Origin of the sequence: Burkholderia sp. R-40 (genome assembly GCF_049942845.1) — a bacterium.
Classification (GTDB): domain Bacteria; phylum Pseudomonadota; class Gammaproteobacteria; order Burkholderiales; family Burkholderiaceae; genus Burkholderia; species Burkholderia ambifaria.
In genome coordinates, this window is sequence record NZ_CP187967.1 from 1,667,142 (window position 1) to 1,683,512 (window position 16,371).

General features: G+C 66.3%; 12 protein-coding genes, 3 tRNA genes and 1 pseudogene. 6 read left to right on the top strand and 10 right to left on the bottom strand.

Annotated features, from left to right (window positions below; all coding sequences use genetic code 11):
- Positions 1-47 precede the first annotated feature (47 nt).
- The 8 genes from ACP26O_RS07745 to ACP26O_RS07780 form a co-directional block, all read right to left on the bottom strand.
- Positions 48-992: an ABC transporter substrate-binding protein gene (locus ACP26O_RS07745; RefSeq protein WP_175665125.1), complete on the bottom strand. Its 945-nt coding sequence runs from the start codon at positions 990-992 to the stop codon at positions 48-50.
- Positions 993-1,077: 85 nt separating this feature from the next.
- Positions 1,078-2,115, bottom strand: a complete 1,038-nt coding sequence (locus tag ACP26O_RS07750) for an ABC transporter permease subunit (protein WP_006751041.1) — start codon at positions 2,113-2,115, stop codon at positions 1,078-1,080.
- A 40-nt stretch (positions 2,116-2,155) separates the two neighbouring features.
- Positions 2,156-3,709, bottom strand: a complete 1,554-nt coding sequence (locus ACP26O_RS07755) for a sugar ABC transporter ATP-binding protein (protein WP_175665126.1) — start codon at positions 3,707-3,709, stop codon at positions 2,156-2,158.
- Positions 3,696-4,943, bottom strand: coding sequence for an ROK family protein (locus ACP26O_RS07760; protein WP_175660702.1), 1,248 nt, complete (start codon positions 4,941-4,943; stop codon positions 3,696-3,698). The genes ACP26O_RS07755 and ACP26O_RS07760 overlap by 14 nt, the downstream gene beginning before the upstream one ends.
- Positions 4,944-5,396: 453 nt before the next feature.
- Positions 5,397-5,483: transfer RNA gene (locus tag ACP26O_RS07765), tRNA-Leu, on the bottom strand.
- A gap of 245 nt (positions 5,484-5,728) precedes the next feature.
- Positions 5,729-5,815, bottom strand: a tRNA-Leu gene (locus tag ACP26O_RS07770).
- A gap of 110 nt (positions 5,816-5,925) precedes the next feature.
- Entirely contained in the window at positions 5,926-6,915 is a 990-nt protein-coding gene (locus ACP26O_RS07775; RefSeq protein WP_175665127.1) for an aliphatic sulfonate ABC transporter substrate-binding protein, read from the bottom strand.
- 182 nt (positions 6,916-7,097) lie between these two features.
- A tRNA-Leu gene (locus tag ACP26O_RS07780) sits at positions 7,098-7,184 on the bottom strand.
- Positions 7,185-7,434: 250 nt separating this feature from the next.
- Between ACP26O_RS07780 and rnr the strand changes: the two genes are divergently transcribed.
- From rnr to ACP26O_RS07810, 6 genes are all read left to right on the top strand, one after another.
- Positions 7,435-9,888 (top strand): ribonuclease R, encoded by a 2,454-nt coding sequence (gene rnr, locus ACP26O_RS07785; RefSeq protein ID WP_175665128.1) that lies wholly within the window; start codon positions 7,435-7,437, stop codon positions 9,886-9,888.
- Between the two features lie 150 nt (positions 9,889-10,038).
- Positions 10,039-10,782 (top strand): 23S rRNA (guanosine(2251)-2'-O)-methyltransferase RlmB, encoded by a 744-nt coding sequence (gene rlmB / locus ACP26O_RS07790; RefSeq protein WP_175665129.1) that lies wholly within the window; start codon positions 10,039-10,041, stop codon positions 10,780-10,782.
- A 126-nt stretch (positions 10,783-10,908) separates the two neighbouring features.
- Positions 10,909-11,778 carry an N-acetylmuramoyl-L-alanine amidase gene (locus ACP26O_RS07795; RefSeq protein WP_175665130.1) on the top strand — a complete coding sequence of 290 codons (870 nt, stop codon included), beginning with the start codon at positions 10,909-10,911 and terminating at the stop codon, positions 11,776-11,778.
- A gap of 103 nt (positions 11,779-11,881) precedes the next feature.
- Positions 11,882-12,574 carry a ribose-5-phosphate isomerase RpiA gene (gene rpiA / locus ACP26O_RS07800; protein ID WP_175665131.1) on the top strand — a complete coding sequence of 231 codons (693 nt, stop codon included), beginning with the start codon at positions 11,882-11,884 and terminating at the stop codon, positions 12,572-12,574.
- A 283-nt stretch (positions 12,575-12,857) separates the two neighbouring features.
- On the top strand, positions 12,858-13,574 hold the full coding sequence (locus ACP26O_RS07805) for a FadR/GntR family transcriptional regulator (protein WP_006751033.1): 717 nt from the start codon (positions 12,858-12,860) through the stop codon (positions 13,572-13,574).
- A gap of 101 nt (positions 13,575-13,675) precedes the next feature.
- Positions 13,676-14,662, top strand: a complete 987-nt coding sequence (locus ACP26O_RS07810; protein WP_175665132.1) for a Gfo/Idh/MocA family protein — start codon at positions 13,676-13,678, stop codon at positions 14,660-14,662.
- A 55-nt stretch (positions 14,663-14,717) separates the two neighbouring features.
- Here ACP26O_RS07810 and ACP26O_RS07815 read toward each other — a convergent pair whose 3' ends face one another.
- Together ACP26O_RS07815 and ACP26O_RS07820 are read right to left on the bottom strand one after the other, a co-directional pair.
- Entirely contained in the window at positions 14,718-15,410 is a 693-nt protein-coding gene (locus tag ACP26O_RS07815) for an amino acid ABC transporter permease (protein ID WP_426356321.1), read from the bottom strand.
- A 122-nt stretch (positions 15,411-15,532) separates the two neighbouring features.
- A pseudogene (locus tag ACP26O_RS07820) lies at positions 15,533-16,326 on the bottom strand (transporter substrate-binding domain-containing protein).
- Positions 16,327-16,371 lie beyond the last annotated feature (45 nt).

Consider the following 16,371-nt stretch of genomic DNA (forward strand, 5'->3'; position numbering starts at 1 on the left):
GGCAACGCGGCCCGGCGCCGCCCGCGGTCGCGGGTCGCGCAGCGCGATCAGCGCGGGCTGGTCCAGCCCTTGTAGCCCTTCACGTTGTCGCGCGTGACGAGCGTCGGCTCGATCAGGATCATCGGATTGGCCGGCTTCTGGCCGTTCATGATGCCGTAGCCGACGTTGACGGCCTGCTGCGCCATCGCCCACGGATCCTGGCTCGACGATGCCTGAACGAGCGTGTTGGACTTGAGCGCCACCTCGATGTCGGGCGCGCCGTCGACCGACGTGATCACGATGTTCGGGCGGTTCAGTTGTTTCGCCGCGAGATCGCTGCCGATCGCCTGCGGGTCGTTGATCGTGAACACGCCGTCGAGCTTCGGAAAGCGCGTCAGGTAGCCCTGCATCGAGTTCATTCCGCCTTCGCGCGAGCCCTTGCCGTCCTGGTCGCTCGACAGCAGCTTGATGCCCGGATTCTTCGCGAGCACCGCCTTGCAGCCGTTCACGCGATCGATCACGGCCGACACCTGCGGGCCGTTCTCGATGATCACGTTGCCCTTGCCGTTGAGCTTCTTCGCGAGATAGTCGCAGGCCAGCTCGCCGGCCTTCACGTTGTTGGTCTGCACGGTCGCGTTCGCGCCGGCTGCCGCGACGTCCACCGCCACGACCGTGATGCCGGCCGCCTGCGCCTTCTTCACCGCCGGCTCGATCGCCTTCGGATCGGTCGCGTTGAGCAGGATGATGTCGACGTGCGCGGAGATGAAGTTGTCGATCTGCGTGAACTGCTTGTTCAGGTCGTAGTCGGCCGACACCGCGGTTACTTTCGCGTTCGGGTTGAGCTGTTTCGCGCGCGCTTCGGCGCCTTTCACGATCGTGACGAAGTACGGATTGCCGAGCGATCCGACCGTGACGCCGATCGATTTCAGCGGCTTGTCGGCTGCGTGGGCGGCGGCAGTGCCGAATGCGAGCGTGCAGGCGACGGCGGTCAGGGCGGCTTTGTGCTTGAACATGTCGTTGTGTCTCCGGGAGGTCCGTTGGCGGACGGGCGCAGGAGGACCTGCCTGCGCCCTGATGGTTAATGGTGAGGACTGCGTGTCAGGTACGAGCCGAGTCGCGCTGGCGATATCGGTCGAGCGCGACCGCGCCGATGATCACGAGCCCCTTGATGATGTACTGCCAGATGTCCGACACGCCGAGCAGCACGAGGCCGTTGGTCAGTACCGCGATGATCAGCGCGCCGATCAGCGTGCCGACGATCGAGCCGACACCGCCGACGAAGCTCGTGCCGCCGAGGATCACCGCGGCAATCGCGTCGAGTTCGTACGACTGGCCGAGCTGCAGGCCGTTGGCCGCATAGAGCCGCGCGGACGACATCACCGCGCCGAGACCCGCGAGCAGGCCCGACGCCGCATAGACGAACAGCTGGATCGCCCGCACGTTGATGCCGGACAGCCGCGCGGCTTCCGGATTGCCGCCGACCGAATAGATCCGCATGCCGAGCACCGTGCGGCGCAGGATGAACCACGACAGCGCGATCACCGCGCAGGCGATCACGACGAGCCACGGCACGCCGAGGATCGTGCCGTTGCCGATGAACGCGAACGGCAGTTGCGGGTTGAAGATGGTCGTGTCGTTGCCGATCAGGCGGGCGACCCCGCGCACGGCCGTCATCGCGCCGAGCGTGACGATGAACGGCGGCAGGCGCAGGAACGAGATCAGGCCGCCGTTGATCGCGCCGAACACGAGGCCGACGGCGAGCGCGATCGGCACGCCGAGCCAGCCCCAGCCGGGGATGGTCGACGCGAGCAGCGCGGCGACGGCCGATGCGGCGAGTACCGAGCCAACCGACAGGTCGATGCCGCCCGTCAGGATCACGAAGGTCATGCCGGCCGCGAGCACGATGTTGATCGATGCCTGCTGCGTGACGATCGACAGGTTCTGCAGCGTGAAGAAGCCGTCGGTCAGGAATCCGAAGCCGATGCACAGAACCAGCAGCACCGGCAGCATGCCGGCGGTGCGCATCAGCGACTGCATGCGCGCGCGATGATCGGCGCCGCGCATCAGCGGCGTACGGGTGGCCACCGGATGGGCCGTCGCGGAAGCGAGGTTCCGCTGCTTGGTCGGGTTGATCATTTCGGTACCTTGAATGAAGAAGGAAATGAATGGGCCGTGGTCAGTGCGCGTCGGCGAGTTCGGCCTGTGAGCCGGTCGCGAGCGCGATGATCGCTTCCTGCGTGATGGGCGTGTGCGTGTGTCCGCCGAGTTCGCCGGCGATCTCGCCTTCGCGCATCACGAGCACGCGATCGGCGACACCGATGATTTCCGGCAGTTCGCTCGAGATCACGATCACGCCGACGCCCGCGCGGGCCAGTTCGTTGATGATCCGGTAGATCTCGGATTTCGCGCCGATGTCGACGCCGCGCGTCGGTTCGTCGAGAATCAGCACGCGCGGCTTGGTCTCGAGCAGGCGCGACAGCAGCACTTTCTGCTGGTTGCCGCCCGACAGCGCGCCGACGTTGACGTTGGCGTTCGGCACGCGGATCGACAGCGAGCTGATCGCGTCGCGTGCGCGTTGCGCACCGCGTGCGAGATCGAGCGCACCGAGCCGCGCATCGCGGTTGCACACGGAGATGTTGATGTTGTCGCGTACGCTCATGTCGAGGAACAGGCCCTGGCGCTTGCGGTCTTCCGTCAGGTAGACGAGGCCGGCGTCGATCGCATCGCGCGGCGAGTGCGCGCCGAACGCGCGGTCGCCGAGCTTCACGTCGCCGCGCGTGCGCGGTTCCGCGCCGAAGATCAGCCGCGCCAGTTCGGTGCGGCCCGCGCCGACGAGCCCGGCGATGCCGAGCACCTCGCCGGCATGCAGGTCGAGGCTGCAGCCGCGCACGCGATCGGCGTCCGCGATGTCGCGCACCGACAGCAGCAGGTGGCCGGGGTCGTACGGCGCATGTTCCTTCTTGTAGAAGCCGGAGATGTCGCGGCCCACCATCATCGCGACGAGCCGCTCGGCCGACAGCGATTCGCGCTCGAGCGTGCCGACGTACGATCCGTCGCGTAGCACCGACACGCGGTCGGACAATTCATAGATTTCCGCCATCCGGTGGCTGATGTAGATGATCGCGAGACCTTCCTCGCGCAGCTGGCGGATCAGGCCGAACAGATGCTCGGTCTCGCGCGACGACAGCGGCGTCGTCGGTTCGTCCATCACGAGGATGCGCGCGCGGGTGTGCACGGCGCGCGCGATCTCGACGAGCTGCTGCTCGGCGATCGACAGCGTGCCGACGAGCGTGTCCGGACCGAACGGCGCACCGAGGCGGGCGAGCACGTCCTCGCAGCCACGCGCCATCGCCGCGCGGTCGATGGTGCCCCAGCGCCGGTTGCCGCGCCGCAGTTCGCGGCCGACGTAGATGTTTTCCGCGACGGTCAGGTTCGGCGCCAGGCACAGCTCCTGGTAGATCACGGCGACGCCCGCATCGCGCGCGGCGAGCGGCCCGTCGACGTCGATGCGCTCGCCGTCGATCAGGATCTCGCCCCCGGCGTCGGCGCGGTACGCACCGGACAGGATCTTCATCAGCGTCGATTTGCCTGCGCCGTTCTCGCCCATCAGCGAATGGATCTCGCCCGGATAGACGGTCAGGCTGACGTTGTCGAGCGCGCGCACGGCCGGGAACGTCTTGCTGATCCGGCGCATCTCGAGCAGCGGCCGGGACGACTCAGAACGCGACATGGTTGACCTCCTGCGATTCGGTGCGGGCGCCCTTGAGGATGCCGGCCCGCGGGGAGAAGTTGAAGAACATCGGCAGCGTCGCGGCGCCGATCGCGCCGGCGTCGGCGCCGAACGTGCCGCGCACGAGCGTCGGCGTGCCGCGCGCTTCCGGCGCGGTGGCGACGAGGGCCGCGCGCAGGCGGGTCGTCACCGCGTCGAGCAGGCCGGCGTCGGTATCGGCGTCGAGCACGACCACCGGTGCATCGACGACGCACAGCACCGCGCGCAATGCGGGTGCGAGCGCGTCGACGCAGTCGTCGATCCACTCGTCGACCGCCGGCAGGCCGCGCGCGATGCAGGCCTCGAGGTCGGCGCGATTCTCGACCGTCTCGCCGTGATGGCGCAGGTGGCGCACGAGCGCATGCAGCGACGCGCGGGCGAGCAGGATGTCCCACGGGCCGCGCGGCGGCGGTGCGGACGCCAGCCGGCTCGGCGGCACGGGAATCACGGCGATGTCGCCGGCATTGCCGGTCACGCCGCGCAGGCAGTCGCCGTCGACCGCGATGCCGCCGCCGATCGCGGGGCCGATGAACAGGTAGACGAAGTCGTCGCACTGCCGGCCGTACCCGTAGAACAGTTCGGCGATCGCGGCGGCGTTGCCGTCGTTTTCGCCGAACACGGGCAGCGACAGCATGCGCCCGAGATCGCTCGCGAAATCGACGTCTTCCCATGCGCGGAACGTGTCGGGCGCGAGGCCGAGCTCGCGCATCCACGCGCCGAGGTTGTACGGCTGCGCGACGCCGACGCCCGTGAGGCGCGCGCGCTCATGCGGGGGGAGCAGATCCTGCATCGCATCGATGTCGCGCCGCACGATGTCGAGCACGTCGGCGGGCGGAGGAAGCAGCGTGTCGTGCGAGCGGCGGCCGAGCACGTCGCCCGCGAAATTGACGAGCGCCGTCTCGATGCGCATCCGGTCGAGATGGACGCCGATGCCGAACGCACCGCGCGGATCGAGACGGATCAGCGAGGCCGGCTGGCCGCGCTGGCCCTCGGTGCGGCCGGCGAATTCGATCAGCTTCGCGTCGGCGAGCGACGCGATGATGCTGCCGACCGCCGTGCCCGTCATGCTCGCGAGACGCGCCAGGTCGGCCTTTGACGCGCTGCCCGCCCGGCGCAGCGTCTTCAACAGCAGGCGCTCGTTGTAACGGCGCACGTTGGCCGAGTTGCTTCCCTGGCCGATGTGCGGGCTTCTCATGGCGTCTCCTTCCATGGGCGCGTCGTCTGTCGACGCATTAAATAAATCACGTTGATTTATTTAACCGCGTGAGCGATGGTATGTCAGCCTAGGGAAATCCCGGCCTCGGCCGGAAAGGCAGGCGGGGCGGGGGTTTGCGGGTGTGGTGGGTTTTCAGGGGGCGTGGTTGCGGGGTGCGACGAGGGGCAGAATTGGGCTGCCAAGCACGAACGCGCGGTCCTGGTCGGCGCCCCATTTCAGCGCGATCCGACCGGATCGTTTGCTTGATGCCACTGACGCGTGTGGGTTCCTCGCGAAGGCCGAGGAGGTTTGTCCTTGCGCGAAGATGACGCGGAATGGGATGCGGTACGCCCGGCGCGCGTAATGGGGAGGGACGGGATGAGACGCGATATCGCGCTTGCGGAAGCTGAAATGAAAAAAGGCCGGCTAGAAGCCGACCTTTTCAAAAACAGATGGTGCCCAGGAGAGGACTCGAACCTCCACGATGTTGCCACCGCTAGGACCTGAACCTAGTGCGTCTACCAATTCCGCCACCTGGGCACGTTTTGCAGTAGTTGCCTGCTGCAAAGAAGCGAAATTATAGCGCGCCTGAAGGATCTGTCAACGGGTTGCGAGCAAAATTATTTGATGGCTTGTCTGCGACGTTGGGCGAGGGCATGGGCGGCCACGAATCGCCGATGCGTCGTGACGTGGGGTGCGCGGACAGATGTCGCCGCGAGCGCGCGTATCAATCCGGCGCCGGAAATGAAAAAAGGCCGGCATAAGCCGACCTTTTCAAAAACAGATGGTGCCCAGGAGAGGACTCGAACCTCCACGATGTTGCCACCGCTAGGACCTGAACCTAGTGCGTCTACCAATTCCGCCACCTGGGCACGTTTCGCTTGCTGCGATGCGAAGACCGCTATTGTAGCGTGTTCGAACAGGCTGTCAACACAATTTGACCGACGGCGATAAAAATATCGTGCGTTGCATGGGAGGGGCATCAGGCGCCGATCGGCTCCGCGCGCTTGGCCGTGAAATTCCAGCGCAACGCATCGCCCGTGTCGACGCGGGCGGGCAGCAAGCCTGCTGCGAGAAACGTATCGGCGATCTTCTGCTGCTCACCGAAATTCTGCGTGACCACGGCGCGCACGAGATAGCTGCGTCGCGCGTTGGCGCGCTCGATCGTCTTCGCGTCGAGCCCCCAGATCGGCGCGAGGGTATCGGCGGCTTCCTGCTGATGCTCGCGCAGCCACGCGCCGGCCTGCGACAGGCGGTCGAAGACGATCTGGATCACGTCGGGGCGCGCGGCGGCAAAGCTGCTCGACGCGAGGTAATAGCGCTGGTACGAAGCAAGCCCGTTGCCGTCGGCCAGAATCCGCACGTCTGGGTTCGAGTCGACGGACGCGACATACGGGTCCCACGTGATCCACGCATCGACGCTGCCGCGCTCGAACGCCGCGTGGCCGTCCGCCGGTGTCAGGTAGTGGATCGCGGTGTCGGTCGGGGCGAGCTTGGCGTGCGCGAGTGCGGCAAGCAGCAGATAGTGGCTGCCGGCAGCCTTCGTGACGGCGATGCGCTTGGCCCTGAGGTCGGCGAGCGTGCGCAGCGTGCTGCCGTTCTTGACGATGATGGCTTGCGCTTTGGGCGATGGCGCTTCCTGCGCGACGTACACGAATCGCGCATGCGCGGCCTGTGCGAAGACGGGAACCGTGTCGGCCACGTCGGCGCTGAAATCGATCGCGCCGACGTTGAGCGCTTCGGTCAGCGGCAAGCCGCTCGCGAATTCATGCCACGACACGCGCAGGCCCAGCGGCGCGAGCGACTGCTCGAGGGTGCCGCGCGTCTTGAGCAGCGTGATGAGCGTCGACGATTTCTGATAACCGATGCGCAGTGTGGATGGCGTGTTCTCGGCGTGCGTCCGGATGCCGGCGGCGCTCAGGCCGGCGGCCAGCATCGCCTGCGCGAACGCGCGGCGGTTCATCGACGTCATGGAGCGGGTTCCCCGTTGGGTTCGTTGAAAGCAACGCGGCTAACGTACCAACGGGGAGGGCAATCGATAACCGATTAATTCTGCTATCGATCGGAGTGACGGGCATATGGCGCGGCCAGTGCGCGCAATGCGAGGCCGAAATGAAAAAAGGCCGGCTAGAAGCCGACCTTTTCAAAAACAGATGGTGCCCAGGAGAGGACTCGAACCTCCACGATGTTGCCACCGCTAGGACCTGAACCTAGTGCGTCTACCAATTCCGCCACCTGGGCACGTTTTGCAGTAGCTGCCTGCTGCAAAGAAGCGAAATTATAGCGCCCCAATTATCCGTGTCAACACATTTTTGCGATGCGCCGCGAACCGGCCGCCGTGGCGCCCGCACGCGGCATTCGCGGTTATTTGGCGCCACTGTCGGATGATAGAATGACCCGCCGCCGTCACTATAGAACTGTCTGACGGACACTTCTATGTTGATGCCGTGCACCATCAGTCAACGCAACGAGAACAATCATCGACAAACCCTTGAGCAAATATCCGTACCCCATTCCGAGCCGTGAAGAAATTCTCGGCGTGCTGCGTACGAGCGACGCGCCGCTGGCCGCCAACGACATCGCCGAAGCGCTGTCGATCAAGCGCCAGGAACGCGAGGGGTTCTTCCGGCGTGTCGCCGCAATGGAACGCGACGGCCAGATCCGCCTCGACAAGCGCGGCCACTACCAGCTCACTCATCCGTCGAACTTCGTTGCCGGTCGCGTGCAAGGGCATCGCGACGGCTACGGCTTCGTGATCCGCGACGACGGCCAGGACGACCTGTTCCTGCCGAACGGGGAGATGCAGAAGGTGATGCACAACGACCGCGTGCTCGCGCGGATCGTCGGCTACGATCGCCGCGGCCGGCCGGAAGGCCATGTCGTCGAGGTCACCGAGCGCGCGAACAAGCGCGTGATCGGCCGCCTGCTCAACGAGAACGGCGCGCTGATCGTCGCGCCCGAAGACAAGCGCATCGGCCACGACATCCTGATCACGCAGAACGTGAAGAAGGCGAAGGTCGGGCAGGTCGTCGTCGTCGAACTGACCGACTTCCCGAGCCGCCATTCGCAACCGCTCGGCCGCGTCGTCGAAGTGCTCGGCGACATCGACGATCCGGGCATGGAAATCGAGATCGCCGTGCGCAAGTACGGCGTGCCGCACGAATTCGGCCAGCGGGCGCTCGACGATGCCGCCGCGCTGCCGGACGCGGTACGCCCGGCCGACCTGCGCTTCCGCGTCGATTTGCGCGACGTGCCGCTCGTGACGATCGACGGCGAGGACGCCCGCGACTTCGACGATGCCGTCTACTGCGAGCCGACCAAGGTCGGTCGCGGCGACGGCTACCGCCTGATCGTCGCGATCGCCGACGTGTCGCACTACGTGCAGCCGGGCAGCGGCCTCGACGCCGACGCGCTGGAGCGCAGCACGTCGGTCTATTTCCCGCGCCGCGTGATCCCGATGCTGCCGGAGAAGCTGTCGAACGGGCTGTGCTCGCTGAATCCGCAGGTCGACCGCTGCGTGCTCGTGTGCGACATGGTGATTACCGCGCGCGGCGAGATCAAGGCGTACCAGTTCTATCCGGCGGTCATCCATTCGGCCGCGCGCCTGACGTACACCGAAGTCGCGGCCGTGCTGTCGAACACGAAGGGGCCGGAGGCCGCGCGCCGCGCGGACCTGCTGCCGCACCTGCAGGATCTGTACGGCGTCTACAAGTCGCTGTTCGCCGCACGCCAGAAGCGCGGCGCGATCGACTTCGACACGACCGAGACGTACATCGTCTGCAACTCGCAGGGCAAGATCGAACAGATCGTGCCGCGTCAGCGCAACGATGCGCACAAGCTGATCGAGGAATGCATGCTGGCCGCGAACGTCTGCGCGGCCGACTTCCTGAAGCGCAACAAGCATGCGGGCCTGTACCGCGTGCACGCGGGGCCCACGCCGGAAAAGCTCGAGAACCTGCGCGCGTTCCTGCGCGGCATGGGCCTGTCGCTCGGCGGCGGCGAGAAGCCGCATGCGAGCGACTATGCGGCGCTGATGGCGCAGATTCGCGACCGGCCCGACGCGCAGATGCTGCAGCCGATGCTGCTGCGCTCGATGCAGCAGGCCGTCTACAGCCCGGACAACATCGGCCACTTCGGTCTCGCGTATGAGGCGTACGCGCACTTCACGAGCCCGATCCGCCGCTATCCCGACCTGCTCACGCACCGCGCGATCTACGCGATCCTGTCGGGCAAGAAGTACACGCCGAAGGCACCGGACGGCTTCGAGCTGAATACCGCGCTGTCGCCGCGCGCCCGCGCGATGCAGCAGGCCGACGACGAAGCGCGCGGCCGGTCGCGCGTGAACACCGCGATCTGGGAAGAACTCGGCCTGCACTGCTCGGCGAACGAGCGGCGTGCCGACGAAGCGTCGCGCGACGTCGAGGCCTGGCTCAAGTGCTACTTCATGCGCGACAAGCTCGGCGAGGAATACGGCGGGATGGTGAACGGCGTCACGTCGTTCGGCATCTTCGTGCAGCTCGACACGCTGTTCATCGAAGGGCTCGTGCACGTCACGGAACTCGGCTCGGACTACTTCCAGTACGACGAGATCAAGAACGAGCTGCGCGGCGAGCGCACGGGCATCCGTTATCGCCTGTCGGATCGCGTGCGCGTGCAGGTGAGCCGCGTCGATCTCGATGCGCGCAAGATCGACTTCCGCCTCGTGCGCGACACGCCGGTGAAGGCGCCGCGTCCCGCACCGGCGCCGGTTGCTGTCGGCAACGGTAACGATCGCGGCGGCCCGCGTGTGCGCTCGTTGCCGCCGGTGGAGGAAGCCGCGCCGCGTCGCAAGCGGACGGCCAGCGCACCGACCGCCGCGGTGAACGACGCGCGTGCGGCGAAGAAGAAGGGCGGCGCGCCGGCGAAGACGGCCGCGAAGAAGACACACGCCCGCAAGAAGTATTGAGCGTTCGGGGCGGCGCACGCGCACGCCCTTGCAGTATCGAGAGACGCCGCGTTCTACCGGTCACCGGCCGGCAACGCGGCGCTTTCCTTTTCCATGGATCGCGGCTGCGCACGTTGCGCGGCCGCACGTTTGATCGAAGGTTGTTCCAGCATGTCACGTCTGAAGGTTCTTTACGGTTTTCATGCGGTGACCGCACGTTTGCGGCACGATGCATCGACGGTTGCAGAGGTGCTGTACGACCAGACGCGCCGCGACCGCCGCATGCAGGACTTCCTGCACACCGCGAAGGAAGCGGGCGTGCGGCTGATCGCGGCCGACGAAACCCGCCTGTGGGGCCTCGCGCATACCGAGCGCCACCAGGGCGTCGTCGCGCGCGTCGAGGACGTTCCGCTCGCGCAGAATCTGTCCGAACTGCTCGACGGCATCCAGGGCACGCCGCTTCTGCTGGTGCTCGACGGTGTCACCGATCCGCACAACCTGGGCGCGTGCCTGCGGGTCGCCGATTCGGCAGGCGCGCATGCGGTGATCGCGCCGCGTGACCGCGCGGTCGGCCTGAATGCGACCGCGGCGAAGGTCGCGAGCGGCGCGGCCGACACGGTGCCGTACATCACGGTCACGAACCTCGCCCGCGCGCTGCGCGAGCTGAAGGAAGCGGGCGTATGGATCATCGGCACGTCGGACGACGCGTCGGCGACGCTGTACGACACGAAGCTCGACGGCCCTGTCGCCATCGTGATGGGCGCGGAAGGCGAAGGCATGCGCCGGCTCACGCGCGACACCTGCGACGACGTGATGAGCATCCCGATGGCCGGCAGCGTGGAGAGCCTGAACGTGTCGGTTGCAAGCGGCGTGTGCCTGTACGAAGCGGTGCGGCAGCGGCGCGTGAAGGGCTGACACCGGCTGATTCTCCGGCCGACTCACGGGCAGACGCACGCGGTCTCGCGCGATGCGCGGGCCGCCACGACCCGAACGACGCGTGCCGCGATTGTGCGCGGCACGCGGCCCCGGAACTCGCGAACCATGACCCTGATTCGCCTCGGCGCATCGTGCGCCATCCTTGGCCTGCTGGCCGCCTGCACGTCGCCGTCGCTGATCGAGCGCGGCAGCTACTACGCCGACACGAGCCTGCAAGCGCGCGGCGCCGATGCGCGGATCCGCTTTCTCGTGATGCATTACACCGAAAGCGACGAAGCGAAATCGCTGCGCACGCTGACCGGCGATTCGGTCAGCGTGCACTACGTCGTGCCGCCGCAACCGCGCATCGAACACGGGATGCCGGTCGTCTATCAGCTCGTTCCTGAATCGAAGCGCGCATGGCATGCGGGCATCAGCGAATGGCAGCGCACGACCGAGCTCAATGCGGCGTCGATCGGCATCGAGAACGTGAATCGCGGCCCGCTCGATCCGCAAAACCTTACCTGGCAGCCGTATTCGCCCGAGCAGGTCGATGCGCTGATTCGCCTGTCGAAGGATATCGTCGCGCGCTACGGGATTGCGCCGACGCGCGTGGTCGGACACAGCGATATCGCACCGCAACGCAAGATCGATCCCGGTCCGCTGTTCCCGTGGCATGCGCTCGCGCAGGCCGGCGTCGGCGCATGGCCGGACGATGCGACCGTGGCCGCGCGGCTCGGCGATCGCGATCCGCACGCGCTCGTCGACGTGCGCGAATTGCAGCTGAAGCTCGCGCGCTACGGCTACGACGTGCCGACCGACGGCGTGCTCGACGCGCGCACGCGCCGCGTCTTCGCCGCATTCCAGATGCACTTCCGGCCATCCGACTACGCGGGCAACCCGGACGCCGAGACCGACGCGATCGCGCAGGCGCTGCTCGACAAGTATTTCCCCGCTGCGCCTGCCGACAACGTGTCCGCCGACGGCACGCCGTGACCGTCGGCTTGTCCTGGGCCGACATCCGCGCGGAAAAAGCCCGGGCCGTGTTGCGAGTCCGGTAAACTGGCGGTTTTCCGCAATCCCGCTGCATTCCCACCTCATGACTCAAGACGAACTCAAACGCCTGGTCGGCCAGGCGGCCGCCGATTATGTGATCCAGAACGTGCCGGAAGGCGCCGTGATCGGCGTCGGCACCGGCTCGACCGCCAACTGCTTCATCGACGCGCTCGCGGCCGTCAAATCGCGCTATCGCGGCGCCGTGTCGAGCTCGGTCGCGACGACCGAGCGCCTGAAATCGCACGGCATCAAGGTGTTCGACCTGAACGAGATCGAGTCGCTGCAGGTGTACGTCGATGGCGCCGACGAGATCGACGCAAGCGGTGCAATGATCAAGGGCGGCGGCGGTGCATTGACGCGCGAAAAGATCGTTGCGTCGGTGGCCGATACGTTCGTCTGCATCGCGGATGGCAGCAAGCGCGTGCCGGTGCTCGGCGCATTTCCGCTGCCGATCGAGGTCGTGCCGATGGCGCGCACGGCGATCGGCCGGCGCGTGACCGCGCTCGGCGGCGTGCCGGTGCTGCGCGTGACGCAGGACGGCGCACCGTACATCACCGACAACGGCAACGAGATCATCGACGTGAAGGGGCTGCAGATCGCCGATCCGCGCGGTTTCGAAGCGCAGGTCAACGCGTGGCCGGGCGTCGTGACGGTCGGCCTGTTCGCCGAACGCGGCGCGAATCTGTGCCTGCTCGGCACGCCGAACGGCGTCGAGACGATCGTTTATCCCGCTTAATCAAGACTGAATGAGAAGCAGTCCGTAATGGCGTCAACAAGCCGTAATGGATTGCATGGTTAAATCTTGTGGAAGTCCCGGCCCGGCAAGCGCAGCGCGCTTTCCGGGCTTTTTTTGAAGCCTTATAAATCACCTCTTCCAAAAGAGGGATAACCCTGTCAGGTGTTTACCAGATAGCGGAATATCCCCGAAATCATCAACTTATAGATCATAAGAACAGTCGTAACCAGGGCCGGCGGAACTGCGGAGCAGGTGTTCGCAAATCGACGCACGGGGAGGTGTCATGGAGCAGGGCAAAGACCGGTCACTGGTCGCCAAAGTGATGGATGGGCTTGTCGCGGGTATCGTCGAGGACAAGTACGGCGGCATTTTGCCGCCGCAGGACGTGCTGTCGAAAGAGTTCGACGTGAGCCGTACGGTGATGCGCGAAGCATTGTCGATGTTGCTTGCGCGCGACATGCTCGACGTGCGTCCGAAAGTCGGTACGCGCGTTCGACCGATGCGCGACTGGCGCATGATCGATGAAGACGTCGTGAGCTGGCGGTTTCGCGCGAAACCGGATCCGCAATTCATGCGCGACGTCATCGAATTCCGGATGCTGATCGAACCGCGCGCGACCGCGCAGGCGGCGGTGCGTGCAACGGCCGTCGACATCGCGGGCATTCGCGAGGCATTCGACGCGTTCAAGGTGCTGCAACCGGGCGACCCCGGCTACGACACGGCGGACGAACTGCTGCACACGCGCATCGTTCAAGCTAGCGGCAATCAGTTCTTCCAGCAGATGGCGGCGATCGTGCGCGGCGCAGTGCGGCTCGTGAATCCGCGCGTCGTGCAGAAGGATGGCGCGCACGACATCGCGGTCAAGGCGCATGCACGCGTCGTCGATGCGATCGAACGCCGCGATCCGCGCGAAGCCGAAGCGGCATCGCTCGCCCTGATCGATTTCAGCGCCGACGAGATTTCGCGCGATTTCTCCGTCGACGTGCCCGCCCGCGCCTGAATCCCACCGCGTCGCTTAGCCCTGAGCCGGCGAGCCGTTTATCATGACGGCCGGCCGGCAGCGTGTCGGCCACCGTTATACGAACGACACGGAAGATCCGGATGAACGACCTCGACAAGCGCCCGGTGCGCTTCGGCATCGTCGGCGCAGGCAGCATCGCACGCCGTTTCGCGCAAAGCCTCGCTCACGTGCCGGGCGCCGCGCTCGCCGGCGTGTGGGCACGCCGCGCCGACGCGGCAGCCGCCTTCTGCGACAGCTGCGGCGGCACGCCCGCGGCCAGCCTCGACGCGCTCCTCGCGAGCGACATCGACGCGATCTACATCGCGACCCTCCACGACAGCCATGCGCAGTACGCGCAGGCGGCGCTCGCCGCCGGCAAGGCCGTGCTGTGCGAAAAGCCGGCGACGCTGAACGCAGCGCAGCTCGACGCGGTGCTGGACGCGGCGCGCGCTGCCGGACGGCTCTTCATGGAAGCGATGAAGCCGCCGTTCTTTCCGCTGTACCGACAGTTACGTGCGCACCTGCGTGACGATCCGATCGGCGAGATCCGGCTCGTGCGCGCGGGCTGCGCGTCGTCGTCGGTGCCGGACGATCATTCCGTCTATCGACTCGACCGCGCCGGCGGCGCGCTGCTCGACATCGGGATCTACGAAGCGTTTCTCGCGGTCGACTGGCTCGGCGCCGCACTTGATGTGCAGACGCTCGGCCGTATCGGCGCGACGGGCGTCGACGTCTTCGCGAGCCTGAACAGCCGCCACGCGAATGGCGGCATCGCGCAGCTCTTTTGCGGGCTCGACGTGATGGGACGCGGCGACGCGCTGATCGCCGCGGCGGGCGGCCACGTGACGATTCACGAGAAGTGGTGGAACCCCACGCGGGCGACGATCCGCTATGCCGACGGACGTACCGTCGAACTCGATGCACCGTTCGACGGCGGCGGCCTGAACTACGAGACCGCGCATTTCTGCGACCTGCTGCGCGCGGGTGAACTTGAGAGCCCGATCATGACGCACGACCATTCACGACAGATGATCGCGATGACCGACGCGGCACGCGCGGCGCTCGGCGTGCGCTATTCGGGCGAGTAGACGGGAAGGAAGGGGCCGGGCGCGTATCCGCGGCCCGGCGGGTGATGCGACGTGCTCAGTGCCGCGCGGGCAGCGACAGGCGTTTTTCGTACCAGCGCTGGACCCATTCGAGGATCTGGCACAGCACCCAGTAGACGGCGGCGGCGGCGAGGTACAGCGGCAACGGCTGATAGGTCGCCGCGATCACTTCCTGCGCGCTACGCAGCAGCTCGGTCACGGTGATCACGGATACGAGCGACGTGTCCTTGATCAGGCTGATCAGGCTGTTCGACAGGCTCGGCACCGCGATGCGCAGCGCCTGCGGGCCGATCACGTAGCGCAGCGTCTGCCCGTGCGTGAGCCCGAGGCTGTAGGCGGCCAGCCATTGGCCGCGCGCGATCCCGTTGATCGCGCCGCGCATGCTTTCGGACATGTAAGCGGCGACGTTCGCGGACAGCGCGATGACGCCGGCCGGCGTCGGATCGAGCGAGATGCCGAGGCTCGGCAATCCGTAATAAATCACGAAGATCTGCACGAGCAGCGGCGTGCCGCGCATCAGGCTCACATACGCGCGCGCGAGCCACGCGAGCGCGTTGACCCAGATGCGTTCGAAGCCTTCGAGCGGTTCGCTTTGCCGGATGCCCATCATCGCGAGCATGACGGCGCCGAGCAGGCCGAACACCATCGACAGCACGGCGAACTTGACGGTCAGTACGGCACCCTGGGCGAGCACCGGCAGCGATTGGACGAGCAGGGACGTTGTCGACATGGAATACGAAGCGAGTGCGTGCGCGAAAGCGCAATCATAAACCGGACCGATAAAACAAAGGGCGGCATCGTTTCGGATGCCGCCCTTTCCGGCCCGCCGTCAGGCGGGAAACAGAGGCGTGCTTACTTGATCGGCTTCGTCACGTCGATGCCGAACCACTTGTCCGAGATCTTCGTGAACGTGCCGTCGGCCTCGAGTTGCGTCATTGCGTCGTCGATCGCCTTCTGGAACTTCGGGTTGCCCTTCCTGAACGGGATGCCCGACGGATTCGCCGAGCCGACGTTCGCGCCCGGACGCAGCGGCAGTTGCGAGTTCTTGATCAGATACGCGAGCATCAGGCGGTCGTTGAGCGCCGCGTCGATACGGCCCGCCGCGAGGTCGCGCAGGTTTTCCGGCGTGCCCGGATAGACCTGCAGATCGATCGCGGGCACCGTCTTCACGAGATCGACGTAGTTGCTGCCCATCGTCACGCCGACCTTCTTGCCCTTCAGCTCGTCGAGCGACTTGAACGCACGCGTGTCGTTCTGGCGTTGCAGCAGCTGCGCGGACGAATACACGTACGGCATGCTGAAGTCGAGCGTTTCCTTGCGCTTGTGCGTGATGCCCACCTGGTTGACGATCACGTCGAACTTGCCGGCCTGCAGCCCGGCGATGATGCCGCTCCATTCGGTCGTGACGAACTCGGCTTCACGCCGAGCTTCGCGGCGACTGCCTTCGCGATGTCGACGTCGAATCCTTCGAGTTGTCCTTCGGCATTGCGGTAGTTGAACGGCGGGAACGTGCCTTCGAGGCCGACGCGCAGCGTGCCGCGTTGCTTCACCTGGTCGAGGAGGTCGGCCGCATGCGCGGTGGCGGCGGCGAACGACGTGCCGATCAGGCCGGCGACGAGCAGCTTCTTCAGCAGCGAAATTTTCATCGTGTGAGCTTCCTTGCCCCGGCGGGGCTTGAGTCTGACAATGGG